General features: G+C 64.3%; 20 protein-coding genes and 1 pseudogene. 10 read left to right on the forward strand and 11 right to left on the reverse strand.

From position 1 onward, the window contains the following. Positions 1 to 188: 188 nt before the first annotated feature. Positions 189 to 1547 (reverse strand): diguanylate cyclase, encoded by a 1359-nt coding sequence (locus ABE456_RS22855; protein WP_346645953.1) that lies wholly within the window; start codon positions 1545 to 1547, stop codon positions 189 to 191. 247 nt (positions 1548 to 1794) lie between these two features. On the opposite strand from ABE456_RS22855, the gene ABE456_RS22860 reads away from it, so the two are divergent. The 5 genes and pseudogenes from ABE456_RS22860 (at position 1795) to ABE456_RS22880 (ending at position 6794) form a co-directional block, all read left to right on the forward strand. Next, a complete protein-coding gene (locus ABE456_RS22860; protein WP_346645954.1) occupies positions 1795 to 2862 on the forward strand; it encodes a DUF2333 family protein in 1068 nt (355 codons plus the stop codon). 2 nt (positions 2863 to 2864) lie between these two features. Further along, positions 2865 to 3401 (forward strand): NUDIX hydrolase, encoded by a 537-nt coding sequence (locus tag ABE456_RS22865; protein WP_346645955.1) that lies wholly within the window; start codon positions 2865 to 2867, stop codon positions 3399 to 3401. A gap of 330 nt (positions 3402 to 3731) precedes the next feature. After that, positions 3732 to 4103 (forward strand): translation initiation factor Sui1, encoded by a 372-nt coding sequence (locus tag ABE456_RS22870; protein WP_133970151.1) that lies wholly within the window; start codon positions 3732 to 3734, stop codon positions 4101 to 4103. Between the two features lie 153 nt (positions 4104 to 4256). Next, on the forward strand, positions 4257 to 6170 hold the full coding sequence (gene speA / locus ABE456_RS22875; RefSeq protein ID WP_346645956.1) for an arginine decarboxylase: 1914 nt from the start codon (positions 4257 to 4259) through the stop codon (positions 6168 to 6170). A gap of 168 nt (positions 6171 to 6338) precedes the next feature. Continuing rightward, positions 6339 to 6794 (forward strand): annotated as a pseudogene (locus ABE456_RS22880) (transposase). 133 nt (positions 6795 to 6927) lie between these two features. On the opposite strand, the gene ABE456_RS22885 reads toward ABE456_RS22880, so the two are convergent. Then, positions 6928 to 8265 carry an MATE family efflux transporter gene (locus tag ABE456_RS22885; RefSeq protein ID WP_346645957.1) on the reverse strand — a complete coding sequence of 446 codons (1338 nt, stop codon included), beginning with the start codon at positions 8263 to 8265 and terminating at the stop codon, positions 6928 to 6930. Between the two features lie 236 nt (positions 8266 to 8501). Between ABE456_RS22885 and ABE456_RS22890 the strand changes: the two genes are divergently transcribed. After that, a complete protein-coding gene (locus tag ABE456_RS22890; protein WP_346645958.1) occupies positions 8502 to 13403 on the forward strand; it encodes an alpha-2-macroglobulin in 4902 nt (1633 codons plus the stop codon). 165 nt (positions 13404 to 13568) lie between these two features. Here the strand turns inward: ABE456_RS22890 and ABE456_RS22895 are convergent, their stop codons facing one another. After that, positions 13569 to 13862, reverse strand: a complete 294-nt coding sequence (locus tag ABE456_RS22895) for a hypothetical protein (protein WP_346645959.1) — start codon at positions 13860 to 13862, stop codon at positions 13569 to 13571. 77 nt (positions 13863 to 13939) lie between these two features. Here ABE456_RS22895 and pbpC point away from each other — a divergent pair, with 77 nt between their 5' ends. Together pbpC and ABE456_RS22905 are read left to right on the forward strand one after the other, a co-directional pair. After that, complete coding sequence (gene pbpC, locus ABE456_RS22900; protein WP_346645960.1) at positions 13940 to 16294, forward strand: peptidoglycan glycosyltransferase PbpC; 2355 nt, start codon at positions 13940 to 13942, stop codon at positions 16292 to 16294. A gap of 92 nt (positions 16295 to 16386) precedes the next feature. Beyond that, entirely contained in the window at positions 16387 to 18051 is a 1665-nt protein-coding gene (locus ABE456_RS22905) for a POTRA domain-containing protein (protein WP_346645961.1), read from the forward strand. 140 nt (positions 18052 to 18191) lie between these two features. Here ABE456_RS22905 and ABE456_RS22910 read toward each other — a convergent pair whose 3' ends face one another. The 8 genes from ABE456_RS22910 to ABE456_RS22945 form a co-directional block, all read right to left on the reverse strand. After that, positions 18192 to 18965 carry a response regulator transcription factor gene (locus ABE456_RS22910; protein WP_346645962.1) on the reverse strand — a complete coding sequence of 258 codons (774 nt, stop codon included), beginning with the start codon at positions 18963 to 18965 and terminating at the stop codon, positions 18192 to 18194. Between the two features lie 119 nt (positions 18966 to 19084). Next, complete coding sequence (locus tag ABE456_RS22915; RefSeq protein ID WP_346645963.1) at positions 19085 to 19555, reverse strand: A24 family peptidase; 471 nt, start codon at positions 19553 to 19555, stop codon at positions 19085 to 19087. A 296-nt stretch (positions 19556 to 19851) separates the two neighbouring features. Further along, the gene (locus ABE456_RS22920; RefSeq protein ID WP_346645964.1) at positions 19852 to 20421 is read right to left on the reverse strand and encodes a DUF4136 domain-containing protein; all 570 of its coding nucleotides are present in this window, start codon (positions 20419 to 20421) and stop codon (positions 19852 to 19854) included. A gap of 19 nt (positions 20422 to 20440) precedes the next feature. Then, positions 20441 to 21076: a DUF4136 domain-containing protein gene (locus ABE456_RS22925; protein WP_346645965.1), complete on the reverse strand. Its 636-nt coding sequence runs from the start codon at positions 21074 to 21076 to the stop codon at positions 20441 to 20443. A gap of 21 nt (positions 21077 to 21097) precedes the next feature. Beyond that, on the reverse strand, positions 21098 to 21847 hold the full coding sequence (locus ABE456_RS22930) for a methyltransferase domain-containing protein (RefSeq protein ID WP_346645966.1): 750 nt from the start codon (positions 21845 to 21847) through the stop codon (positions 21098 to 21100). Next, positions 21844 to 22149 carry a MazG-like family protein gene (locus tag ABE456_RS22935; RefSeq protein ID WP_346645967.1) on the reverse strand — a complete coding sequence of 102 codons (306 nt, stop codon included), beginning with the start codon at positions 22147 to 22149 and terminating at the stop codon, positions 21844 to 21846. The genes ABE456_RS22930 and ABE456_RS22935 overlap by 4 nt, the downstream gene beginning before the upstream one ends. 177 nt (positions 22150 to 22326) lie before the next feature. After that, on the reverse strand, positions 22327 to 23178 hold the full coding sequence (locus tag ABE456_RS22940; RefSeq protein ID WP_346645968.1) for a MaoC/PaaZ C-terminal domain-containing protein: 852 nt from the start codon (positions 23176 to 23178) through the stop codon (positions 22327 to 22329). Positions 23179 to 23180: 2 nt separating this feature from the next. Beyond that, positions 23181 to 24533: a 3-oxoacyl-ACP reductase gene (locus ABE456_RS22945; protein ID WP_346645969.1), complete on the reverse strand. Its 1353-nt coding sequence runs from the start codon at positions 24531 to 24533 to the stop codon at positions 23181 to 23183. Positions 24534 to 24651: 118 nt separating this feature from the next. Here ABE456_RS22945 and ABE456_RS22950 point away from each other — a divergent pair, with 118 nt between their 5' ends. Together ABE456_RS22950 and ABE456_RS22955 are read left to right on the forward strand one after the other, a co-directional pair. Then, positions 24652 to 25929 carry an acetyl-CoA C-acetyltransferase gene (locus ABE456_RS22950; RefSeq protein WP_346645970.1) on the forward strand — a complete coding sequence of 426 codons (1278 nt, stop codon included), beginning with the start codon at positions 24652 to 24654 and terminating at the stop codon, positions 25927 to 25929. A gap of 116 nt (positions 25930 to 26045) precedes the next feature. Then, positions 26046 to 26825, forward strand: coding sequence for a helix-turn-helix transcriptional regulator (locus ABE456_RS22955; protein ID WP_346645971.1), 780 nt, complete (start codon positions 26046 to 26048; stop codon positions 26823 to 26825). Positions 26826 to 26897 lie beyond the last annotated feature (72 nt).

The raw sequence follows: 26897 nt of genomic DNA on the forward strand, positions 1-26897 counted from the left end.
AAGACACCGCGGTGGATGGCACGGGCTTCGCCCGTGTTCGCGGGCAAGCCCGCTCCCACAGGGATCGCGCCAGCTTTTAGAAATTGAGCAAGACAGTTGCTCCCACAGGGGCAGCGCCAACTTGAAGGCAGCGCAGTTCCTGTGGGAGCGGCTTTAGCCGCGAAGAGGCCGGTACAGGTAAACCTGATTCAGGGTTCTACGCGGACCACACAATTACGCCCGGCATGCTTGGCCCGGTACAGCGCCTCATCCGCCGCACTGGCCATTGTCAGGGTATCCAGCCCTTCATCCAGCTGCACCACCCCGGCACTGAAAGTGCACTGCAAATCGCGTGGCTGCGCCGGGTAGAGAATCTCGGCAAAGCGCCGGCGAATCTCGTCCAGCACCTGGTGCGCCGCCTCCAGCGCAGTATTGGGCATGACGATGGCGAACTCTTCACCGCCATAGCGGCCGATGAAATCAGTCTTGCGCAAGCGTTGCTTGAGGAACAGCGCCAGGCTCTTGATCACCCGGTCGCCCATGGGGTGGCCGTGGCGGTCGTTGATCTTCTTGAAATGGTCGATGTCGAGCATGGCAAAGCTCAATGGCTGCTGCTCACGGCGGGCGCGGAAGCTGCAGTCTTCAAGCAGCTGCAGGATGTGGGTGTGGTTGTACAGCCCGGTCAGGCTGTCGCGCACCATGCGCGCCTTCAGGTGGCGGGCACGGGCGGCGCGGTTGCGTACGGTGGTGACCAGGTGGCGTGAGCGAAACGGCTTGGTTAAAAAGTCATCACCGCCTTCACTCATGGCATCCAGCTGCTTGTCCAGGTCGTCCTCGGCAGACAGGTAGATGATCGGCACGCTCACATAGCGGTCGCTGTGGCGGATGACCTTGGCCAGCTCCAGGCCAGTGCAGGCCGGCATGTACAGGTCAAGGATGATCAGGTCGGGCTGGAAGTCGGCAAGCTCGGCCATAGTGCGGATCGGGTCGGTCAGGCTGCGGGTGACCATGCCGGCGCTGGCCAGTACGCGCTCGGTGTACAAGGCCTGGGTGCGCGAGTCGTCGATGATCAGCACGCGCAACGGGTCGTGCGCCGTGGCGTTGGTCAGCAGTTCGACCTTTTCCAGCAGGCTGGAAGCCTCCAGGCTGCCGGTGAGGAAGTCCTGGCCACCGGCGCGTACGGCGGCCAGGCGGGTTGGGGTGTCAGCTTCGTGGTGGCTGAAGAACAACAGCGGGATATGTTGCGCCAGCCCCTGCTGAAGCTGGGCGGCCAGCAGCAGCCCTTGGCCGGTGCCGGTGAAGTCGACATCCATGATGATGGCTGAGGGCGGGTACTCGTTGATCGAGGCGTGAAACGCGTTGGCGTTGGCCAGCGCCTGCACTACCAAACCAAAGAACTCCAGCTGCTGGGCCAGGCGCTGGGCGCGCTCGTGGTCTTGCAGCAGGATGTACACCGGTTTGCGCTGGGGTGGCAGCAGCACCTGGCCAAGCGGGTCGTCCTTGCGCAGGCCGCTACGCGTCAGCTGTTGGGCGGGGCACTGCGGGCTCGGCTCGACTGCTTGGCTCATGTCCTGGCTACTTGTAGGTTGGGGTGTGCAGGGGTGATGATGGCTCTATGCTAGCAGCTCTTTCCATAGGCGTGAGTGCCCTGCATCAACAAAGCGGGCGGGATGAATATTCAGTTGCTGACTGATTGGTCGCTTATGCGTAAGGCAGTGTCTGCTTTATAGTGCTGCCACGCGGGCTTGCCGTGGCACCCTGGCGCAGGCCTGTGGTCCAAGCCCTGAACCGTCGTGACTGATTAAGGACAAAGCCATGCTGGACTGGAAAAACCGCGAGGCCAAAGCCGAGCCCCGTGAGCGTGTCGACGGCCGTGGCGCCGCCGCCCGTAGCTACCTTGGTGGCCTGTGGAGCCGTGCTCTGGGGACCCTGATCGGGTTGTACCTGCTGGTATGTATCGGCCTGGGCTGGTACTGGAGCCAGGAGCCAAACCTGTTCCCGGTGCAGCAGAACGCTCAGGCCGCGGCCGAGCGCACTGGCCAGCAGATGGTGGTGGGCTATACCACCATCGAAACCCTCAAGACTGTGGCTGGCACCTTGCTGAACAAGCCGGGCGGCTACATATCCAACGACCGCTTCCCGCCTGGGCTGTGGATGGACAACATGCCGAGCTGGGAATACGGCGTGCTGGTCCAGGTGCGCGACCTGTCCCGCGCCCTGCGCAAGGACTTCGCCCGCTCGCAGTCGCAGTCCACTGAAGACGCCGACCTGGCCAAGGCCGAGCCGCGCTTCAACTTCGACAACAAGAGCTGGATCCTGCCATCGAGCGAGTCGGAGTTCGAAGAGGGCATCAAGTCGCTGAGCCGCTACCAGACCCGTCTGGCAGCTGGCGACAAGGGTGCGATCTTCTACACCCGTGCCGACAACCTGAACAACTGGCTGGGTGACGTGGCCACCCGCCTGGGCTCGCTGTCGCAACGCCTTTCGGCCAGCGTTGGCCGGGTCAAGCTCAACAGCACATTGAAGACCGAGTCGGTGGTCGCCGGCCAGGCGCCGCAGGTGGACGAAGAGCTGGTGGAAACCCCGTGGCTGCAGATCGACAACGTATTCTACGAAGCCCGTGGCCAGGCCTGGGCGCTGTCGCACCTGCTGCGCGCCATCGAGGTGGACTTTGCCGACGTGCTGGCGAAGAAGAACGCCACGGTCAGCGTGCGCCAGATCATCCGTGAGCTGGAAGCCTCGCAAGAAGCCCTGTGGAGCCCGATGGTGCTCAACGGTAGTGGCTTTGGCATGTGGGCCAACCACTCGCTGGTCATGGCCAACTACATTTCCCGGGCCAACGCCGCAGTCATCGACCTGCGTCAGCTGCTGTCGCAGGGTTGATGATGGCTATCAGCCCAAACGAGGCCGCCCACCGGGCGGCTTCCGACCGCGAACTGGTCACATGGGTGGACGAAGCCGACCAGGTGCTGGGCGCCTTGCCCCGCGCCGAACTGCGCGAGCGCGGCCTGATCGGGCGGTGCACGTTCATCCTGCTGTTCAACAGTGCCGGTGAGTTGTGCGTGCACCGGCGTACCCTGAGCAAGGCGCTGTACCCAGGGTACTGGGATGTGGCGGCTGGTGGCATGGTCACGGCCGGCGAGGCATATGCCGACTCGGCGGCGCGTGAGTTGGCCGAAGAGCTTGGGATCGACGGTGTCGAACTGCGTTTTCATGAGCGGTTCTACTTTGACCAGCCGGATAACCACTTGTGGTGTGCGGTGTATTCGGCGGTGTCGGATGCGCCGTTGCGGTTGCAGCCGGAAGAGGTGATCGAGGCGCGCTTCATTGGCTTGGCGCAGGCTGAGGAAGAAAGCCTGACGAAGCCGTATTGCCCGGATTCGCTGGCGGCGTTGCAGCGCTATAAAGCTAGCCTGGGATGACGCAGGGACCGCTTTGCGGTCCTTTCCGACCGGTTCGGCGCCCCGGCAAGGCCGCTCCCACATTGATCGGCGTATGCAGGACCTTGTGGGTGCGGCCTTGCGTCGCGATAGGGCTGCAAAGCAGCCCCAGTTCCCGGATAGTCGCAAAACATTCGCAAAATGCCGCAATCCTGTACTTAGCAACAGCCGCATTTATCGTTACACTGCGCGCCCTTTTCGGGCTGCCGCAGGTCTTGCGGCAGTAGCGCCGCCCCTGCCAGAGTGGGGCTTCGCGGTCGGCCTCAACCCCAAGGCACGACCAGTTTTTGTCCTCAGCACAGAGGAACAAAAGTGGCCAAGAAAGCTTCTTCCTTCGCCGCCCTTGGCGGTCTCGTTTACTCCACCGACGCCGGTCGGCACTGCCCCGACTGTGGCCAGCCGGTGGATGCCTGTACCTGCAAGCAGCAGGTCATCCCCGAAGGCGATGGCATTGCCCGTGTGCGCCGTGAAAGCAAAGGCCGTGGCGGCAAGACCGTGACTACCGTCACCGGCGTGCCGCTGCCGCTCGACCAGCTCAAGGAGCTGGCCACCACCCTCAAGCGCCGCTGTGGTACCGGTGGTGCGCTGAAGGATGGGGTCATCGAAATCCAGGGCGACCATGTCGAGCTGCTGATCGGTGAGCTTACCAAGCAGGGCTTCAAGGCGAAAAAGTCCGGCGGCTGAAACGCCCCACGCGATTTTTTGCCCAGTGCTTTCTAAACTCGTTGCCGTGGCCAGGGTCTACCCCTGGGCACGGACGAATCGTCATTTTTGGCTTTTACACTGCGCCCGCCTCCTTGTGGGGCAGTGTCTTCGACTTATCTATAGGGGACTTGAATGTCCGTACGACGCACACGCAAAGACGATGGTAGCCAATGGACCGTGGCCGACAGCCGCAGTGTTTATGGCATCCGCCATTGGGGCGCTGGTTATTTCGCCATCAATGAAGCCGGGCGCGTCGAAGTACGCCCCAACGGCCCCAAAAGCGCACCGATCGACCTGTTCGAACAGGTAGACGAACTGCGCCAGAGCGGCCTGTCGCTGCCGTTGCTGGTGCGCTTCCCCGACATTCTGCAGGACCGCGTGCGCCAGCTGACCGGCGCTTTCGATGCCAACATCGCGCGCCTGGAATACCAGAGCCAGTACACCGCGCTGTACCCGATCAAGGTCAACCAGCAAGAAGCGGTGGTGGAAAACATCATCGCCACGCAAAACGTGTCGATCGGCCTGGAAGCCGGATCCAAGCCCGAGCTGCTGGCCGTGCTGGCGCTGGCACCGAAAGGCGGCACCATCGTCTGCAACGGCTACAAGGACCGCGAATTCATTCGCCTGGCGCTGATGGGCCAGAAGCTTGGTCACAACGTGTTCATCGTCATCGAAAAAGAGTCGGAAGTGGCCCTGGTGATTGACGAGGCCGCCGAGCTCAAGGTGAAACCGCAAGTAGGCCTGCGCGTGCGCCTGTCGTCGCTGGCCTCGAGCAAGTGGGCCGACACCGGTGGCGAGAAGTCCAAGTTCGGTTTGTCCGCTGCCCAGCTGATCTCGGTGGTGCAGCGCTTCCGCGATGCCGGCCTGGACCAGGGCATCCGCCTGCTGCACTTCCACATGGGCTCGCAGATCGCCAACCTGGCCGACTACCAGCACGGTTTCAAGGAAGCCATCCGTTACTACGGCGAGCTGCGTGCGCTGGGCCTGCCGGTCGACCACATCGACGTTGGTGGTGGCCTTGGCGTGGACTACGACGGTACCCACTCGCGCAACGCCAGCTCGATCAACTACGATATGGACGATTACGCCGGCGTGGTGGTGGGCATGCTCAAGGAGTTCTGCGACGCGCAGGGCCTGCCGCACCCGCACATCTTCTCCGAAAGCGGCCGTTCGCTGACTGCGCACCACGCCATGCTGGTGATCCAGGTGACCGACGTCGAGAAGCACAACGACGACGTGCCGACCATCGAGAACAAGGAAGCCCTGCCCGAGACCGTACAGTGGCTGGTCGACCTGCTTGGCCCGACCGACATCGAGATGGTCACCGAGACCTACTGGCGCGCCACCCACTACATGGGTGACGTGGCCGCGCAGTATGCCGATGGCAAGATCAGCCTGGGCGAGAAGGCCCTGGCCGAGCAGTGCTACTTTGCCGTGTGCCGCCGCCTGCACAACTCGCTGAAAGCCCGCCAGCGCTCGCACCGCCAGGTGCTGGACGAGCTGAACGACAAGCTGGCCGACAAGTACATCTGCAATTTCTCGGTGTTCCAGAGCCTGCCAGACACCTGGGCCATCGGCCAGGTACTGCCGATCATTCCGCTGCACCGCCTGGACGAGGAGCCGCTGCGCCGCGCGGTGTTGCAGGACCTGACCTGCGACTCCGACGGCAAGATCAACCAGTACGTCGACGAGCAGAGCATCGAGACCAGCATGCCGGTGCATGCGGTGAAGGAAGGCGAGGACTACCTGCTGGGCGTGTTCCTGGTCGGTGCCTACCAGGAAATCCTCGGTGACATGCACAACCTGTTCGGTGACACCGACTCGGTGAACATCTACCAGAACGCCGACGGCAGCGTGTACCACGCCGGCATCGAGACCCACGACACCATCGAAGACATGCTGCGTTATGTGCACCTGTCGCCGGAGGAGTTGATGACTCATTACCGTGACAAGGTGGCCAGTGCCAAGATCACGGCGCGTGAGCGGACCCAGTACCTGGATGCGTTGCGTCTTGGCTTGACCCGGTCTTCGTACCTGTCGTCGTAATTGCCGTGGCCGCTCCTGCAAAAGCTGAATGGCTTGTTTTTGTGGGAGTGGCCTTGCGTCGCGATATGAGGGCGATGCCCTCACCGGCGTCACACCCGGTAAAAATCCTGTCCTCACCCGCCGTACCAGCGCCGCTACCTTTGAATGCAATGTTCAAAGGAGGACGACATGGAAGGTCCAGGCTCCCATCGTTTACGCAGCGGTCGAGTGTCCGAGCCCGGGCGCCTCTACCTGCTCACCACGACCACTCGAAACCGAACGCCATTGTTCAAAGACTTCCGATTCGCCAGGACCGTTATCCAGCATCTGCGGCTCAGCGAAGAGAGCAAGGCTTGTCGATCTCTGACTTGGGTCTTGATGCCGGATCATCTTCATTGGCTTATCGAGCTTGGGCCGTCGAGCCTGGGTAGGCTGATGTGTGAGTTCAAGTCCAGAAGCAGCTGTGCTTTGTACAGGGTGGGTGCTGAAAGACGGCATGTCTGGCAAGCCAGCTTTCATGACTGAGCTTTGCGTCGCGAGGAGGATGTTAGGGCAATCGCCCGCTACATCATCGCCAACCCCATTCGGGCTGGCCTGGTGCGGCGTGCTGGTGAGTATCCACATTGGGATTGTGTGTGGCTGTGAGGGCGCAGGTGAGGGTTTCGCCCTCATTTCGCGACACAAGGCCGCTCCCACAGGGGCCGCGATACCAGGCCGATCCGCGATCCCTTGTGGGAGCGGCCTTGCGTCGCGATGGGCCGCAGAGCGGCCCCCGGCGTCACTGAACCCAAAGCCCTTTTTCCTGCAACCGCCACCCCACCCACCCCAAGGTCACCGCCCGCAACCCCATGAACCCGAGAAACGCCAACCACAACCCATGGTTGCCAAACCCGCTCATGGCCACCGCCACTGGCAGCGCAATCAACACCGAAACCAGCATCGCATTACGCATCTCCCGTGCCCGTGTCGCGCCGATGAACAACCCGTCCAGCAGGTAACTCCACACCGCAATCAACGGCAGCAATGCCAGGTACGGCAGGTACGGATAGGCCGCCGCCCGCACACTGTCGATATCAGTCTGCAGGTCGATAAACAGGTGCCCACCCAGCAGGAACAACCCGGCAAACCCCAAGCTGGTGATCAGCGACCAACCACAGGCCACCACCAGCGAACGGCGCAAGGTGTCGCGATCACGGGCACCAATGGCATGGCCGCACAGGGCCTCCACCGCATGCGCCAGCCCGTCCAGTGCATAGGCCGTCAGCAGCAGGCCATTAAGCAGCAGGGCGTTGGCGGCCACCGTGGCCTCGCCCAGGCGCGCGCCTTGTACGGTAATCAGCAGGAACACCAGTTGCAGCGCGAGGCTGCGCAGGAAAATGTCGCGGTTCACCGCCAGCAGCGGCCGCCAGGCCTGCCAACGCTTGAGCGCCATCCACACGACTTGCCCTGGGTAGGCGCGCAGGGCCGGGCGGGTCAGGGCCAGGCCGAGCAGGGCGGCACTCCACTCGGCGATCACCGACGCCCGTGCCGAGCCCAGCACGCCCCAGTTCAAGCCCAGCACGAACCACAGGTTCAGGGCGATGTTCAGCAGGTTGGTGGTCAGCAGGATGGCCAGCGGCGCCCTGGCGTTCTGCGTGCCAAGGAACCAGCCGACCAGCGCGTAGCTGGCCAATGCCGCCGGCAGGCCAAGCAGGCGGGTATGGAAGAAGTCTTCGGTGGATTGCTGCAGGGCGGCACTGGGCTGCATCGCGTGCAGCGCCAGCTGGCTGAAGGGAATGGCCATCAGGCCGATCAGCAGGGCGAAGCCGACTGCCAGCAGCAGCCCTTGCACCAGCACTTGGCGCAACGCGGCGCCGTCGCCGCGGCCGGCAGCCTGGGCGGCAAAGCCGGTGGAACCCATGCGCAGGAAGCCCATCAGGCCGACCATGAAGGTGAACAGCGTGGCACCCACGGCCACTGCGCCCAGCTGGTGGGCATGGGGCAGGTGACCGATGACGGTGCTGTCGACCAGGGCTACCAAGGGTACGGAGATGTTGGACAGGATCATCGGCGCGGCCAGGGCCCAGACCTTGTGGTGGGTGGGGCGGTGGCGCCAGTCGGTGGTCAGTGCAGTCATTGGGTGTCCTGGGTAATCTGGGGCTGCTGAGCAGCCCTCTCGCGACACAAGGCCGCTCCCACAGGGGGAACGCGGTCCCTGTAGGAGCGGCCTTGTGCCGCGAAAGGGGCGCAAAGCGCCCCCTGCTTTTCTCAATGGCCACAGTGTAACGGCCAGGCAACCAAATCGCGCGAACATGGTCTCAGCCAGCTATAGTTGCTGCCCTCAAGTACCCGCTGCCAAAGAGTTCCTACTCCATGTTCAACAAAGGATTGTTGCTGGCCTGCGTGCTGGCTTTGCTCAGTGCCTGTGACTCTTCCACGCCGGATAAACCGCTGCCCGTCGAAAAGCCGGCCGCCACTGCACCCGCCGAAACCTCGGCCGCCAAACGCGAGGACCCGGCCGTGCTCGCCAAGCGCTACGAGGGCCGCGAGCTCACGGTGCTGGACGTTTCGGAAGTGCAGCTCGATGGCGCTGCCACGCTGTCGATCAGTTTCTCCGCACCGCTGGATGCCAAGCAGGACTTCGCCACCAAGGTGCACCTGGTCGATACCGTCAAAGGCAAGCTCGACGGCGCCTGGGAGCTCTCCGATAACCAAATGGAGCTGCGCCTGCGCCACCTGGAGCCGCAGCGCAAGCTGGTGCTTACCGTCGACAAAGGCCTGCTGGCGGTCAACGGCAAGCAGCTCGATGGCGAGTCGATCACCCGCCTGGAGACCCGCGACATGCAGCCGACCATCGGCTTCGCCAGCCGCGGTTCGCTGCTGCCCACCCGCCTGGCCGAAGGCCTGCCGGTGATTGCCCTGAACGTTGACAAGGTCGATGTCGAGTTCTTCCGCGTCAAGCCGGACATGCTCTCGACCTTCCTGGTTAATTGGGGGCGCAACAGCAGCCTGTACTACTACCAGTCCAAGGAAACCCTGGACATGGCCGAACTGGTCTACAGCGGCCGCTTCGACCTCAACCCGGCGCGCAACACCCGCGAGACCGTGCTGCTGCCGATTGCCGGCATCAAGCCGCTGCAGGAGCCAGGAGTGTACCTGGCTGTGATGCGTGCCTCGGGCACCTACGACTACTCGCAGCCGGCAACCTTGTTTACCCTCAGCGACATCGGCGTGTCGGCGCACCGCTACCGCGACCGCCTCGACGTGTTCGCCCAGGCGCTGGAAGGCGGCAAGGCGATGAACGGCGTCAACCTGGAAATCCATGACGACAAGGGCAAGCTGCTGGCTCAGGCCACTACCGACGGCAAGGGCCATGCCCAGCTGCCGATCACGCCCAAGGCCGACACCCTGATCGCCACCCAGGGCGTGCACACCACGCTGCTGCGGCTGAACACCGCCGCACTGGATTTGGCCGAGTTCGATATCACCGGCCCCCAGGCCAACCCGCTGCAGTTCTTCATTTTCGGCCCGCGTGACCTGTATCGCCCAGGCGAAACGGTGCTGCTCAACGGCCTGCTGCGCGATCAGGATGGCAAGCCGGTCAAGGCCCAGCCGGTGAGCGTGGAAGTGCGCCGCCCGGACGAACAGGTCAGCCGCAAGTTTGTCTGGGAAGCCGACAGCAATGGCCTTTTCCAGTACCAATTGCAGTTGGCCAGCGAGGCCCCGACCGGCCGCTGGCAACTGCTGCTGGACCTTGGGGGCGGGCGCAAGCAGGTGTATGAGTTCCTCGTCGAGGACTTCCTGCCCGAGCGCCTGGCGCTGGAGCTGAAGGGCAGCAGCAAGCCGCTGTCGCCGGATGAAAATGCACGCATCCAGGTCAACGGCCGTTACCTTTATGGTGCCCCGGCTGCCGGTAACCGACTGAGTGGCCAGGCCTATGTCCGCCCGCTGCGTGAGGCAGTGCCGGCGTTGCCTGGCTACAAGTTCGGCTCGGTCACCGAAACCGAGCTTAACCAGGACCTGGAGCTGGATGAAGTTACCCTCGACCAGGCCGGCAAGGCGGTAGTCGACATCGAAAGCCACTGGGCCGAAGCCCGCTCGCCGCTGCAATTGACCGTGCAGGCCAGCCTGCAGGAGTCCGGTGGCCGGCCGATCACCCGGCGCCTGGAACAACCGATCTGGCCGGCCGAGCGCCTGCCAGGCCTGCGTGGCCTGTTCGATGGCGAGGAAACCGACAGTGACGGCCCGGTGGAGTTCGAATTCCTGGTGGCCGACCGCGATGGCAACAAGCTGGCGGCCAACGAGCTGAAGGTGCGGCTGATCCGCGAGCGCCGCGACTACTATTGGAACTACTCGCAGAATGATGGCTGGAGCTACGCCTACAACGAGAAATTCCTCACCCAGAGCGAGGAAACCCTCAGCGTCAAGGCCGGCTCCACCGCCAAGCTGAGCTTCCAGGTCGAGTGGGGCCCGTACCGTGTCGAGGTGGAAGACCCGCAGACCGGCCTGGTGTCCAGCGAGCGCTTCTGGGCCGGCTACCGCGCCCAGGACAACGCCGAAGGCGGCGCAGTGCGCCCCGACCAGGTCAAGCTGGCGCTGGACAAGCCGTCCTACGCCGACGGCGCCACGGCCAAGGTCACTGTCACCCCGCCCGCCGGCGGCAGTGGCTACCTGATGATCGAGTCCAGCGATGGCCCGCTGTGGTGGCAGGAGATCGACGTGCCCGCCGAGGGCAAGACCTTCGACGTACAGCTGGACAAGGCCTGGGCCCGCCATGACCTGTACATCAGCGCACTGGTGATCCGCCCCGGTGAGCGCAAGGCCAACGCCACGCCAAAACGCGCCGTGGGTGTGTTGCACCTGCCGCTGGACCGTGCCGAGCGCAAGCTGGCCGTAAGCCTGCAGGCACCAGAAAAAATGCGCCCGAAACAACCGCTGACCGTAAAGGTCAAGGCCGCCAATGCCGATGGCAGCGTGCCCAAGCAGGTGCACGTGCTGTTGTCGGCGGTGGACGTGGGTATCCTCAACATCACCGATTTCAAAACCCCCGACCCGTTCGCCAGCCTGTTTGGGCGCAAGGCCTACGGTGCCGACCAGCTAGACATCTACGGCCAGCTGATCGAAGCCGGGCAGGGCCGCCTGGCCAGCCTGGCGTTCGGCGGTGACGCGGCGATGGCCAAGGGCGGCAAGCGCCCCAACACCACGGTGACCATCGTTGCCCAGCAGAGCCTGCCGGTGACCCTGGACGACAAGGGTGAGGGCCAGGCCACGGTCGATATCCCGGACTTCAACGGCGAGCTGCGGCTGATGGCCCAGGCCTGGACCGATGAGCACTTCGGCATGGCCGAAGGCAAGACCGTAGTTGCCGCGCCGCTGATTGCCGAGCTGTCAGCGCCGCGCTTCCTTGCCGGTGGCGACCGCACCAGCCTGGCGCTGGACCTGGCCAACCTGTCGGGCCGTGCCCAGCAATTGAATGTTGAAATCAGCACTGACGGGCAGCTGAGCCTGGCTGCCAGCGCTGTGCAGACTGTTGCCCTGGCCGAAGGCCAACGCTCGACGCTGATGATCCCGGTACAGGCCCAAGGTGGCCTGGGGCAGGGCAAGGTGCATGTGCGCGTAACTGGCCTGCAACTGCCGAACGAGCCGACCACTGCGTTTGAACGTGAGTGGACGCTGGGTGTACGTCCGGCCTACCCGGCGATGCTCAAGCACTACCGCGTAGCCTTGAAGGACCAGCCATGGACCCTGCCTGAAGCAGACCTGGCTGCCTTCGAACCTGCCGGCCTGGAAGCCAGCCTGGCCTTGTCGAGCCGGCCGCCGCTGAACCTGGCCGAGCAGATCCGCGCCCTTGAAACCTACCCCTACGGTTGCCTGGAGCAGACCACCAGCGGCCTGTACCCGTCGCTGTACGCCGATGCCGACAGCCTCAAGCGCCTGGGCATCAAGGGCGAGCCTGCGGATGTGCGCAAGCGCAAGATTGAAATGGGCATCGAGCACCTGCTGGGCATGCAGCGCTACAACGGCAGCTTTGGCCTGTGGAGCTCGGACAGTGAAGAAGAATACTGGCTGACCGCCTACGTCACCGACTTCCTCCTGCGTGCCCGCGACCAAGGTTACGGCGTGCCGGCCGAAGCGCTGAAGAAGGCCAGCGAGCGCCTGCTGCGCTACCTGCAGGAGCGCAACCTGATCGAAGTCGACTACAGCGAAAACGCCGACCATACCCGCTTTGCCGTGCAGGCCTATGCGGCGCTGGTGCTGTCGCGCAGCCAGCAGGCGCCGTTGGGTGCCCTGCGTGGCCTGTTCGAACGGCGCGCCGACGCCCGCTCTGGCCTGCCGCTGGTGCAGCTGGCAGTGGCGCTGGACAAGATGGGCGACAAGCCGCGAGCCGAGCAAGCCTTGCAAGCGGGCCTGGGCATCAGCCGTGGCAAAGGCTGGATGGCCGACTACGGCAGCGCCCTGCGTGACCAGGCGCTGATCCTGGCGCTGCTGCAGGAAAGCAACCTGGCCAGCAGCCAGGTCGACCAGCGCCTGTTCGCCTTGTCGGATGAACTGGCGGCCAACCGCTGGCTGTCGACCCAGGAGCGCAATGCGCTGTTCCTCGCTGGCCGTGGCCTGCTGGGCAAGCCGGAAGGCAAGTGGCAGGCTCGCCTGGACAGCGCTGGCGAAGTGCGCGAATTCAACAATGCCGAGTCCGGCATGAAGCTCGAAGGCCCGCTGCTGGCCTCGCCGCTGAGTGTGCAGAACCAAGGCAGTGAAACCCTGTACCAGCAGCTGACTTTGTCCGGTTACCCGCGCCAGGCGCCAGCAGCCGGTGGCAACGGCATGCAGATTCGCCGTGAGTACCTGGGCATGAATGGCCAGCCGCTGGACCTGCACAACCTGCGCAGTGGCGACCTGGTGCTGGTGCACCTGGCGCTCAAGGCAGAAGACCGCGTGCCGGATGCGCTGGTAGTGGACCTGCTGCCGGCAGGCCTGGAGCTGGAAAACCAGAACCTGGCGCAGAGTGCCGCCAGCCTGGACAACGCCAGCAGCGCGGTGAAGGAATGGCGCGAGTCGATGCAGAACGCCAGCGTGGTGCACCAGGAGTACCGTGATGACCGTTATGTTGCCGCGCTCAAGCTCGACGGCTACGGCACCACTCACCTGCTGTACCTGGCGCGGGCAGTAACCCCGGGTACCTACCGCGTGCCGCCGCCACAGGTCGAGTCGATGTACCGGCCGAACCTGCAGGCGGTGGGGGATGGGCAAGGGGAAATGACCGTAAAAGCCCGCTAAACCCCTGCCTTGCACGGACTATGTGGGAGCGGCCTTGTGTCGCGAAAGGGCCGCGCAGCGGCCCCAGCCATTCTTGCGGCGAAGCTGAAAAACTGGGGGCTGCGGCGCAGCCCTTTCGCGACACAAGGCCGCTCCCACAAGGACCGCGTAAGGCTGCTCTGGAATTTAGTGAATCACCCAGCTCATCACCCACAACCCCAACACCAGCCAGATGATCCCGAGGATGATCGAGGCGCGCATGAATGCGCGGATTGCCGAGTACAGCAGCATCAGGCCGATGATCAGGGCGAGGATGCTGAGCAGCGAGGTGTCCATGCCCAGGGTGCGCGCCAGGCCGTCGATGAAATTGCCACCGGCATTGGCCAGCAGGTTGAACAGCCCGCTCAATGCGTCGACGATGAAGCGGATCACTGACCCCAGTGCCTGGCCCAGCCACTCGAAAAAACCTTCTACATGCATAGTTGCTTCCTGATGAACGAATCGGCGAGGTTGCCGTCCCAAAGCCTTTGGCCATTACTTGGCCAGGTCGGTTCCCGATGCCTAGCTTAGCGCGGCCACGCACCCGTGCGGGCAGGCTATTGCGTGCCACGCTGATTGGCATGCTGGTGCTGTTCGGCCTGTTGTGGCTGGCCGACCGTATCTGGCCGTTGCCCATGCCGGGCGACGACCTGGCCCGGGTGGTACTGGCCGAAGACGGCACACCGTTGTGGCGCTTTGCCGATGCCGATGGCGTATGGCGCTACCCGGTCAGCCCTGACCAGGTTTCGCCGTTGTACCTGCAGGCGTTGCTGACCTACGAGGACCGCTGGTTCTACCAGCACCCTGGGGTCAACCCGCTGGCCTTGGCCCGCGCCGCCTGGCTGAACCTGCGCGGCGGGCGCGTGGTGTCGGGCGGTAGTACGCTGTCGATGCAGGTGGCACGCCTGCTCGATCCGCATGACCGTACCCTGGCGGGCAAACTGCGGCAGTTGTGGCGTACAGCGCAACTGGAATGGCATTTGTCCAAGCGCGAAATCCTGCAGGTTTACCTGGACCGCGCGCCCTTCGGTGGCACCTTGCAGGGTGTTGCGGCCGCCAGCTGGGCTTACCTGGGCAAGTCGCCGATGCACCTGACCCCGGCTGAAGCGGCGCTGCTTGCCGTGCTGCCCCAGGCGCCCAGCCGCCTGCGCCCGGACCGCCACCCCGAGCGGGCCCAGCGTGCCCGGGACAAGGTGCTGCAACGCCTGGCTGAATACCAGGTGTGGCCGGCACAGCAAATACGCGAAGCAGCGGAAGAACCGCTGGTGCTGGCGCCACGCCAGGAGCCGGCGCTGGCGCCCCTGCTGGCCCGGCGCCTGAACAGCGCCGACAGCCCGCCATTGATCCGTACCACGCTTGACGCTGCATTGCAGCGGCGCCTGGAAGACTTGCTGCTGGGCTGGCGCGCACGGCTGCCAGAGCGCACTTCCGCTGCCATCCTGGTGGTCGAGGCGCAGACCATGGCGGTGCGCGCTTACCTGGGTTCGATCGACCTGGCAGATGAGCGCCGCTTCGGGCACGTCGATATGGTGCGCTCGCTACGTTCGCCAGGCTCCACGCTTAAACCGTTCCTCTATGGCATGGCGCTGGACGACGGCCTGATCCATTCCGAATCGCTGCTGCAAGATGTGCCACGCCGCTATGGCGACTACCGCCCCGGCAACTTCTCCATGGGGTTCAGTGGGCCGGTGTCGGCCAGTTCGGCGCTGGCCCTGTCACTCAACCTGCCCGCAGTGCAGTTGCTGGAGGCCTACGGCCCGAAACGCTTTGCCGCGCAACTGCGCATGGCGGGCATGCCACTGATACTGCCGCCCTTGGCCGAGCCCAACCTGTCGTTGATCCTTGGCGGCGCTGGCAGCCGCCTGGAAGACCTGATGGGCGGTTACGCGGCGCTGGCACGTGGTGGCAACAGTGCGCGGGTGCGCTTGCAACCGCAGGACCCGCTGGTGGAGCGTCGCCTGCTGTCGCCAGGGGCGGCGTGGATCATCCGGCGCATCCTCAGTGGGCAGGCGCGCCCCGACCGCGACCCACACGCCGAGCTGGTGCAGCGCCCGCAGCTGGCCTGGAAGACCGGCACCAGCTATGGCTTTCGCGATGCCTGGTCGATTGGCGTGGGCCCGCGCTACCTGATTGGCGTGTGGATCGGCCGCCCCGATGGCACGCCGGTCCCCGGGCAGTTCGGCCTGGCCTCGGCGGCGCCGCTGATGCTGCAGGTGCACGACCTGCTGAGCAACCGTGACAGCCAGCGCGGCATTAACGTGCCGGTGGAGCGGGTGCCAGCGAATGTGGGCGTGGCGGCAATCTGTTGGCCGCTGGGGCAGCCGTTGAACAAGCAAGACCCCAATTGCCGCCGTCAACGCTTCGCCTGGACCCTGGACGGCACCACACCGCCAACCCTGCAGGCCGCCGACCAGCCATTAGGCCTGGGCTTGCGCGAAAGTGTGTGGGTGAACGACCAGGGGCTGCGCGTGGATGGCAGCTGCCCGGGCGCCAAGGCCCGCGATATCGCCCTGTGGCCGGCGCCGCTGGAGCCTTGGCTGCCCCGCGTCGAGCGGCGCGCAGTGCGCCTGCCGGCCATCGACCCTGGCTGCCCGCCGCAGGTGCCGGCCAGCGCACCACCGCTGTCGATCGTTGGTGTGCGCCCAGGTGACAACCTGCGCCGCCCGGCCACCAGCAGTGAGCCGCTGCAACTGCATGTGTCGGCCTTGGGCGGCGGCGGGCAGCGTTGGTGGTTCCTCAATGGCCAGCCTTTGGGTGAAACCCAGGGGCAGGACAGCTTGCTGGTGCGCTTGCCGCAGGTCGGGCAGGCCGAAATCAGCGCGCTGGATGAAAGCGGCGAAACAGCGCGGGTGGCGTTCCAGGTCAGCGAGTAACCGTTCGACGGCGGCCGGACCAGCACCTACGCTTGCAAGTGACGGGTGTGACCGGCTGGTGCCCCGCGAACCAAGGGAACATGGAGCGCCCTATGCGTCCTCTGGCCGTGCCCCTGTTATTGCTGCCTTGGGCGCTTGCGGCCCACGCCGAGCCGTTGCCTGGTTTTCTTGACAGCCATGAATACGAACGGCGCCTGCCCAGCGCCAACCTGCCGATAGACGCCTATCGCCCCGTCAGTCCTGGCCTGCGGCTGGCCGGCCCGAGTGCTGACAGCCCAGGCTGGGCGGCTGCAGATACCCGGCTGGTGCTGCATAAAGTGCGCTTCCAGGGCGGCACGGTGTTCCCCTTGAGCGACCTGCATGAGCACTACCAGCCGTTGATCGGGCGCGAGACCACCCTGGGTGAAGTGCAGCAGTACACCGAGCGCCTGACCCAGCGCTACCAGCAGGAAGGTTACCTGCTGTCTTACGCCTACCTGCCGCCGCAGGATGTGGCTGAAGGCCGGGTCAATGTGGTGCTGGTCGAAGGTTACATCCATGATTACCGCGTTGACGGCGATATCGGCCCGGCCCGCGACTATCTGCAGCAGTTGCTGGTGCAGCTTGAGGCCGAGCGCCCGCTGACCCGGGAAACCCTGGAGCGCTACCTGGGCCTGGCTGAGCGAATACCCGGTGTGACCACTGAGGCGGAACTGGCCGTGGCGCAACCTGCAGATGGTGCCGCTCAGCTGATTGTGCATGCGCGGCGCAAGCCGTTCAGCGCTGCTGTTACGGTGGCCGATTCCAACCGCGATGATGCGCAGGCGCTGTTGACGCTAGCCAGCAATGCCCAGACCCACTTTGCCGAACAGTTCGAGGCCAGCCTGCTGCTGCCCCCGGGCGATGACCAGGTTCATTACCAACGCCTGGACTACAGCCAGTACCTGGACGCCGCCGGCAGCCAGATGCTGCTGTCGGCCTCGCGCTACCGTAGCGAACCCGGCACGCGCATTCGCCTGGACAATGGCCGTGATGTCACCCGCAAGCGCGACAGCGAGCGCTATGCGATTGGCTTGCGCCAGCCAGTGATCGTCAGGCCTGGCGAGTGGATGGCGGTGCAGGGGCATTTGTATTCGGTCAGCGAGCACTACGAAGACCGGGTGGGCGGGCTGCCATCGGCACAGGGCTATGACACCTACGTGCGTGCACTGTCGTTCGAAGGTGACTGGCGCAAGGAGGAAGAGGGGCGTTTGCGCATTGTCAGCGCCGGGGTCCATCAGGGCCTGGATTACCTGGGCGCGCGCAGCGATGCCGACTACGACCTGGATTTCCTGCGGCTGCGGCTTTCCGGGTTGCAGAGCGACCAACTGTTCGAGAACTGGCAAGGCGTGATGGCCGGGGCGCTGTACTGGAGCGATGACTGGCTGCCGGACAGCGAGCGGGCAGGGTTTGGCGGGCAGGATTTTGGCCGTGGCTACCCGCGTGACCAGGCGGACGGCGACAAGGGGTGGGGTGTAGCTTACGAGTTGAACTACAGCATGCGGGGTAGCTGGCTGGCACTGGTTCAGCCCTATGCGGTGGTGGATACGGCACAGGCCTGGCACAACCGGGGGCCGGTGGAGGATGCCCATTTGGCCTCGGCGGCGCTTGGCGTGCGGTTGGGGGATGGGCGCTTGTTCAATGTGGCGCTGGAGGTGGCCAAGCCGTTGGCGGATGTGGCATTGGATAGCCTGGACCGTGGACCTCGGCTGACTTTGACTGTTGGTGTTCAATTGTAAGGGGGCGCGTTGCGCCCCATCGCGACACAAGGCCGCTCCCACAAGTCCACCGCCATCCTGAAGGTTGTGCGATCCCTTGTGGGAGCGGCCTTGCGTCGCGATGGGCTGCAAAGCAGCCCCGGCAATTCCGAATCAAACACTCAATGGGTAGTAAACCGCTGATGCACCGGCGACGAGCTGGGCGTCAACGCCAGCGCCAGTTGGGTACGGTTGTGCATATGCGTCAACCGCAGCACCTGCGACACATACAGTTTCACGGTGTTTTCAGTAATGCCCAGTTCACAGGCGATCTGGTAATTGGTCTTGCCCTTGCCCACCAGGCGGGCCACCTCCAACTGGCGTGGCGACAGCTTCTCGAATGCCGCCGGCAGCTCGCTTTCACTCTCTTCCACATCGCCTGCACGCCGGTGGGCACCTTGGCCACGGGCTTTCTCCAGGTCCTGGTACAGCTCGTCGACAGAGTCAGCCAGCTCCTGCAAGCGCTGGTTCAAGCCGCCCAGGTCGCGAAAGTTGCGCTGGCGCTCCTGCAAGGCCTGTTCCTGGCGGCGTACGCCTTCCAGCAGTTCGTCGAGGTCCATTGGCTTCTGGTAGTAGTCGGCAAAGCCTTCACGCAGCGCCCGGATCACGTCCTGTTTATCCGCGCAGCCGGTCAGCATGATGGCTTCGAACATGCGTTGCCCGGGGATTTCCCTCAATTGGCGGACCAACTCGATGCCATCGCGGTCGGGCATGTGCAGGTCGCAGAGCACCAGGCCAATGGCCTCGTCGGCCAGGTAACGCGCGATGGCCTCGTCAGTGGAGTGGGCCGCCAGGCAGTGATAGCCCTGGGTTTCGAGAAATTCGCACAGCTGTTCGACTATTACTGGCTGGTCATCGACCACCAATATCTTCATTTCACTGAATGGTCTGGACACGATCAACTCCCTGTTCGTATGCGGCCCTGCTCCCGGGCCAGACGCTCTGGCAGCTTAAAAATAGTCGCACTCGGCGAATATGTACAAGGTTTGTACAAGGCATCGGACCACAGGGATGTTCATTGAATCCATACCGCAGTCAAAAGAAAACCGGTGAGCACGTAGGGGACAAAGGCCTGCTTGTCGCCCATTTCTTCGGTGAGGGCCTGCAAACGCTTCTTTACCTTGGGGTTTAGCAGGGTCCACAGGCGCCGACGGGTGAGCAGCCACACCAGCACACTGACACCGGCACCTATGAAGGTGCCGAGCACATATTGCGGGCTGGTGGCCAGGGCCAGGGCGCCCATCAACTTGACGTCGTCGGCGCCGAAACGGCCGAGCATGTAGCCGGGCAGGGTCAGCAGCATGACGATGGCCAGCGCCCAGCCAGCATCGCTGGCATCGGCGCCGATCCAGCTGTGGCCGGTGGCGAACAACCAGAGCAGCGCGCAGGCGGCCACGCCCAGGGTGAGCAAGTTGGAGATCTGGCGTTGACGTACATCCTGTTCGGAGCACAAGGCAAGCCACAGCAGGAGAACAATGCTTTGCATTGGCAGGTCGCCCTTCCCAAATGTTGAACACTTCTACCCGGTCAGTCAGGTTTCCTTAAGTGAGGGTAGACGCGAACGCGCGGGGGAGTGGGGCGGGAAGGCAAAAAGGCGTGCTTGGAATGGATTTTGTCGTAGCTGACACAAGTACTTGCGGTTGAATAACTTGCGCGATTCCTGTGGGAGCGGGTTCACCCGCGAACACCGGCGAAGCCGGTGCCATTCACCGCGTCATTTTCTTCGCGGGTGAACCCGCTCCCACAAGTTTCCGTGGCGCCTGCAAAAACTGAGTTTTAAACTTATTTCTTGCTCCCCGGCGGGTAGTTGGCCAGCACTTTGGACACGGTGTTGTGGATAGCGCTGTTGCGCTCCTCAGGGCTTGGCGGGTAGTTGTTCATGATCTGCTCGGCACTGCCGCGCCACACCAGCTTGCCGTCGTGCCCATCGAACATGTCGATCTGAATGGTGGCCACCTTGTAGTCGACACTGCGGGTTTCGTTGTACATCGGGCCGCCCCAGTAACCGCCCCAGTAGCCACCCCAGCCACCGCCATAGTTAGTGGTGATCTGTTGCTGGCGCTGCTCTACGATCAGGTAGGCGCGCACGCCCAGGTCAGGCCGCGCGCCACTTTGCACCGGGCGCAGGCCGCGCTGGTCGAGCTGGTCGGCGACCGCCTGGCGAATGCGCTGCTCGGTAAGGTCGCTCTTGATCCGTGGGTCATCCGGGCGGTACTGCAGGGCCGGCTCCTGCCAGGCCCAGCTGCGGTAGGCGGCAAAATCGCGGCTGGCATCGAAATCCTGCTGAACGTTATTGCTGGAGCAGGCGGCGAGCAATAACGCGAATGACAGTAGAACGAGACGGCGCAACATGATGGTTCTCCGTTAAACATTAACTGGGAGGATAGCCGCTGAGCGCCTTGTGCACTGAATCGCGCAAGGCACTTTCGCGTTCGCGCGGCGAGTCCTTGTCGCTGCCGCTTTCGGCGCTGGCGCTCCATACCGGCTGCCCGCTGCGGGCGTCGTACAGGTCGATGCGTACCACCATCACCTCCACCTCGTAGGTGCGCACGATCGGTACGCTGGCATAGGCGCCGTAGCCGTTGCGGTAACCGCCATAGCCAACGCCGCCGTAAGGGTAGGGGCCGTAGTAGGGGTCGTAGGTGTCGTAGTCACGCACCTGGCGCAAGCGCTTTTCCAGGCGCATGTCGGCGCTTACCAGCAAGTCGCCAGTGCCGCCCCGGGCGGGGCGCAGGCCATGCTGGTCGAGCGCGCCGCTGACGGCATCGGCCAGTTGTGCCGGGTCGGCATCCACCGAGCCGCTGGGCAACTGGCCGTCGCGCCAGCTCCAGCTGCGGTAGTGCCCGTAATCACGGGCGGGTGCCGGGTAGGCACTGGCATCGAAGGTGGTGGCCGCCTGGGCAGGGGCCGGTGGCAACGGGCGGCTGCTGGCCACATACGGGTTGCTGCCCTGGCAGGCGGCCAGGGCAAGCGGCAGCAGGGCCAGGCTCAACAGTCGGTACGGCATGTATTCCTCCCGGCGGGCGGGTCAGCGGGGGCGACAAACCCAGTGCAGGTAGCGGCCAAGCCCGGCGAAGCTGGGGTGGCGACGGTAGGCCAGTTCCATTTCCAGCAGGTCGAGCAGCTCGGCCTTGCCCTGGAATTCCTTGGGCATGTAGTCGTGGAAAACCCGTACGCCACTCTCGCTTTCAACCTGCCACATAGGATCAAGTTGCGCCTTGAGCTCACGTGGATCAAGCGGTTTCTGTGGGGTCAGGCTTTGCTTTTCACCTTCCAGCCGGTTGCTGCGCAACTTGCGGAAATGGCCCTTGAGCAGGTTGCGGTAGACCAGTGCGTCGCGGTTGTAGAAGGCCAGCGACAGCCACCCGGAAGGCGCCGTGAGCTGGTGCAGCACGGGCAGGATGCTTTCCGGTTCGGCCAGCCATTCGAGCACGGCGTGGCACAGCACCAGGTCGTAGGGTTCGGTCAACTGGCCGAGCAGGTCCTGCCAGGGGGCCTGGATGAAGGTGGCTGTTTGGCCCGCTTCGGCAAAGCGTGCCCGTGCGCCGTCGAGCATGGGCGCGGCAGGTTCGGCCAGGGTCAGTTGGTGGCCGCGCTGGGCCAGCCACAAGGCCATGTGGCCCAGCCCAGCGCCGATATCGAGGATGCGCAACGGGCGGTCGGGCAAGGCTTCGGCCAGGTCGGCCTGCAGCACGGCCAGGCGAATGGCACCCTTGGCGCCGCCGTAGATCTTCTCGGCAAAGCGGGTGGCCAGTTCATCGAAGTGACGGTCGTTCATCGGGCGAAGCGCCTCTCGCTGTCGGCCAGCTTGGCTCGCACTACCTGCTCCATGTCCAGGCCCAGCTCGCTGCACAGCAGTAACAGGTAGAGCACCACATCACCGACCTCCTGGCCTGCGTGGGCCAGTTTGTCGGCGGGCAGCTGGCGCGATTGCTCTTCGCTCAGCCACTGGAAAATTTCTACCAGCTCGGCCATTTCGACGCTGGCGGCCATGGCCAGGTTCTTCGGGCTGTGGAAGCCGCGCCATTCGTTGTTGTCGCGGATATGGTGCAGGCGTTGGGTGAGTTCTTGCAGGTTCATCGGGGCTCTCCTAATGCTGCATAGCTTCCGCGCAGGCCCGATGCAAAGCAAGGGGCCGCTGTGCGGCCCAATCGCGACACAAGGCCGCTCCCACAGGACGGCGCCGGAATCAAGGCTGGTGCGGTACCTGTGGGGGCGGCCTTGCGTCGCGAAAAGGCTGCGCAGCAGCCTCACTATTTAAAGCCGACCCCAGCGCCCGAGCATATGCAGCACCCCCCCATGCCCATCCAGCCGCAGCTCCCCCGCAGGCCCCGCCTCACTGGCACTGAGCACCACCTCCGACGGCAACCTTACCGGCTTGCGAAAATCCACCTCAAAGGCATAGCCACTGTGCGGCAGGTGCCCACGCAGCGCCGCCAGGGCCATGGCCTTGCTCCACATGCCGTGGGCGATGGCCGTGGGGAAGCCGAACAACCGTGCGCTGGCAGCGCTGAGATGAATAGGGTTGTAATCCCCACAAACCTTGGCATAACGCCGGCCGATATCACTGTCGGCGTACCAGCGGGTTACCTCGGGCAACGGTTCCGGCTCAGACTCGTCAGGTTCACCCGTCTCGCCATTCACTTTCAGCCCACGCACCAGCATGCGGCTGGTCTCGCGCCAGAGCAGGCCAATGCCATCTTCAGCTTCGGTGACCAGGTCGAAGGTGGCGCCTTTGGCATGCGCCTGCAGATTGTCGGCATACACTGCGAAATGCAGGCCCTCGATGCCGCCAAGCGGGCGCGAAACTTCGATGCGGTTGTGTAGATGCACCAAGCCAAGCAGCGGGAAAGGGAAGTTTGGTGCGGTCATCAACTGCAGTTGCAACGTGAAGGCCATGATGTGTGGATAAGTACCCGGCAGGCGGCCATCGTCCGGGAAGTGGCAGAGCCGCCGGTAGGCAGCCAGGTGGCCCGGCTGAACCCGGACGAAACAGCGCAGGCCATCATCCGGCAAGCGGTCGCCACTGACCTTGCGCTTGCTGGCCGCACGCAGGTACAGGCTGGCGCGGGCAGCCGGGCTGTGCAGGTCGTGCCAGTGTCGGTTCATGGTCAGGCCCCCATCAGTGCCTGGCCGCACACCCGCAGCACCTGGCCGTTGACCGCCCCGGAGCCTGGCTGGCTAAGCCAGGCAATGGCCTCGGCCACGTCCTGCGGGCGACCACCCTGGCCTAGCGAACTCAAGCGCCGGCCGGCCTCGCGCAGGCTCATGGGCATTGCCGCGGTCATGTGGGTTTCGATGAACCCGGGTGCCACGGCATTGATGCTGCCGCCGTGTTCGGCGAGCCGGGGCGCCCAGGCCTGGGCCAGGCCGATCAGCCCGGCCTTGCTCGCGGCATAGTTGGCCTGCCCGCGGTTGCCGGCGATGCCGCTGACCGACGCCAGCAGGGTGATGCGTGCGTGTTGCCCCAGCGCGCCGTTGTCATACAGCGCCTGGGTCAGCACCTGGGGGGCCTTGAGGTTTACCGCCAGCACCGCGTCCCAGTATTCCGGGGTCATGTTGGCCAAGGTCTTGTCGCGGGTGATACCGGCATTGTGCACCACGATGTCGATGCCATCAGGCAGGGCTGCGAGCAGCTGCGCAGCTGCATCGTTGGCGCAGATATCCAGCGGCAGCGCCTTACCGCCCAGGCGTGCAGCAATGGCGTCGAGGTCTTGGCTGGCCTGCGGCACATCGAGCAGCATCACATCGGCACCGTCCCGTGCCAGCGTTTCGGCAATGGCTGCACCGATACCGCGTGCAGCACCGGTGACCAGGGCGCGGCGCCCAGCCAGTGGGCGGGTCCAGTCTTCTACCTGGCTGGCGCAGGCCTCCAGGCGCAGTACCTGGCCGGAGATGAATGCGCTCTTGGGCGACAAGAAAAAGCGCAGGGCGCCTTCCAGCTGGTCTTCCGCGCCGGGGGCGATATACAGCAGCTGGGCGGTCGCGCCATTGCGCAGCTCCTTGGCCAGCGAGCGGCTGAAGCCTTCCAGGGCGCGCTGGGCAACGCTGGCCAACGGGTTGTCGAGGCTTTCCGGCGCACGGCCCAGTATCACTACATGGGCGCACGGGGCCAGGCTGCGCAGCAGTGGCTGGAAAAATTCGCGCAACTGCTTCAACGCATCGCTGTCGCAGAGGTAACTGGCATCGAATACCACGGCTTTGATTTTCGGCCCCAGGCCGGCCACCCAGGCCTCGGCCTGCAGGTTGCTGGTATTGAAGCTGTACAGTGTGTCAGTCAGGCGCGGGGCGATGGCTTCGACTTTGCTCGCCAGCGGCCCACCGCCCAGTACCAGCGCCCCTTCAACCGGGCGCAGGCGGCCGGCCTGCCAGCGCTCCAGCGGCGCCGGGCGTGGCAGGCCAAGGGCATCCACGAGGCGGCGGCCGAGGTTGGAGTTGGCAAAACCGAGGTAGCGATCGCTCATGAGTGGGTCTCCCGGGAGGCAAGCTTGAAAGTGTGGACCAACTTTGTGGCAAGGTCGTTCGAATGCGGTAAAAACACCTAGGCTGTACGGATCAAATTGTTTCAGGAGGAACAATCGCATGCGTTCACCTCGCCGGGTCGCGATCCTGGGTGGCAACCGAATCCCCTTCGCCCGCTCCAATGGCGCCTACGCCACGGCCAGCAACCAGGCGATGCTTACCGTCGCCCTAGAAGGGCTGATCGAACGCTATCGCCTGCATGGGCTGCGCTTGGGTGAGGTGGTGGCCGGCACGGTGCTCAAGCACTCGCGTGACATGAACCTGACCCGTGAATGTGTGCTGGGTTCGCGCCTGTCGCCACAGACCCCGGCCTATGACATCCAGCAAGCTTGTGGCACCGGGCTGGAGGCAGCGCTGCTGGTGGCCAACAAGATTGCCCTGGGGCAGATCGAGTGCGGCATCGCTGGTGGTGTGGACACCACCTCCGATGCGCCGATTGCCGTCAACGAAGGCCTGCGTCAAATCTTGTTGCAGGCCAACCGCGGCAAGAGCCTTGGCCAGCGCCTCAAGCCATTCCTCAAGCTGCGCCCGCACCACCTGAAACCCGAGCTACCGCGCAATGGCGAACCGCGTACGGGGTTGTCGATGGGCGAACATTGCGAACGCATGGCCCAGGCCTGGTGCATTGGCCGCACTGAGCAAGACGAACTGGCACTGCTCAGCCATCGGAAGCTGACTGCGGCGTATGCCGAAGGTTGGCAGGATGACCTGCTTACGCCGTTCTTGTCGTTGACACGGGACAACAACCTGCGCCCCGACCTGACCCTGGAGCAGCTGGCCAAGCTCAAACCGGCGTTCGACCGCAGCGGCCAGGGCACGCTGACGGCGGGCAACTCCACGCCGCTGACCGATGGTGCTTCGCTGGTGTTGCTGGGCACAGAGGAATGGGCTGCGCAGCAGGGGCTGCGGGTGCTGGCTTACCTGGTCGACGGTGAAACCGCTGCGGTGGATTTCGTCACTGGCCGCGAAGGGCTGTTGATGGCGCCGGTGTATGCGGTGCCGCGGCTGTTGGCGCGCAATGGCCTGACATTGCAGGACTTTGACTACTACGAGATCCACGAAGCCTTTGCTGCCCAGGTGCTGTGCACGCTCAAGGCCTGGGAGGATGCTGATTATTGCCGGCAGCGGTTGGGGCTGGATGCGCCGCTTGGGGCAATCGACCGCAGCAAGCTCAACGTCAAGGGCAGTTCACTGGCCGCCGGGCACCCGTTTGCGGCGACCGGGGGGCGGATTCTGGCCAACCTGGCGAAGCTGCTGGCGACAGCGGGGAAGGGGCGGGGGCTGATTTCGATCTGTGCGGCGGGTGGGCAGGGCGTGACGGTTATCGTCGAGCGGTGATTTTCCGGGGTGCCGCGTTACTTTCTTCGCGGGTAAACCCGCGAAGAAAGTCACACAGATGTCATGGCCATACCCCAGCTGTTAGGCTTGTCTGGTCAGAACTACAAGAAACCGCCATGCCGATCATCGGACACCCCCGTGCCATTCCGGCGCTGGACCACCTGCCCAGGCCCCTTTACGCCCGTGCCGAAAGCCTCGGTGCAGGCTCCTGGACCACCCGCCACCAACACGACTGGGTGCAGTTCTCCTACGCCATCAGCGGCGTGCTCGGTGTGTACACCCACGAAGGCAGTTACTTCGCCCCGCCGCAGTGGGGGGTGTGGATCCCTGCCGATGCCGAACACGAAGTGGTCACTTCGATGCAGGCAGAGATGCGTAGCTTGTACGTGCGTCGCGATGCCTGCCCATGGGCGCCGGAGCAATGCCGGGTGCTGGAAGTGACCCCGCTGGCACGTGAGCTGATCAAGCAGTTTTGCCTGTTCCCGGCGGACTATCCCGAAGGTGACAGCGCCGAGGCGCGCCTGGTGGCGGTACTGCTCGACCAGTTGCGCGCCTTGCCTGAAGTCGGGTTTTCGCTGCCGTTACCACGGCACCCGGGGTTGCTGGCGCTGTGCAATGGGCTGATCGCTGCACCAGACCAGCCGCAGACCTTGCAGCAATGGGCGCGAGAGCTGGGGTGCTCGGAGAAGACGCTGATGCGGTTGTTCCAGCGTGAGACGGGGTTGAGTTTTCGCAACTGGCGCCAGCGTATGCGGCTGTTGTCGTCGCTGGCGTTGCTGGAGGCTGGGGAGAATGTGACCGAGGCGGCGTTGGGGTGTGGGTATGACTCCACGTCGGCTTACATTGCAGCGTTCAAGCAGCTGTTTGGGGCGACGCCAGGGGAGTTGAAGCTTTAGTGGTTGGTTGCCTGTGCTGGCCTCTTCGCGGCTAAAGCCGCTCCTACGAGGGTAACGCGCCCCCTGTAGGAG

The organism is Pseudomonas sp. TWI929 (genome assembly GCF_039673335.1).
Classification (GTDB): Bacteria; Pseudomonadota; Gammaproteobacteria; order Pseudomonadales; family Pseudomonadaceae; genus Aquipseudomonas.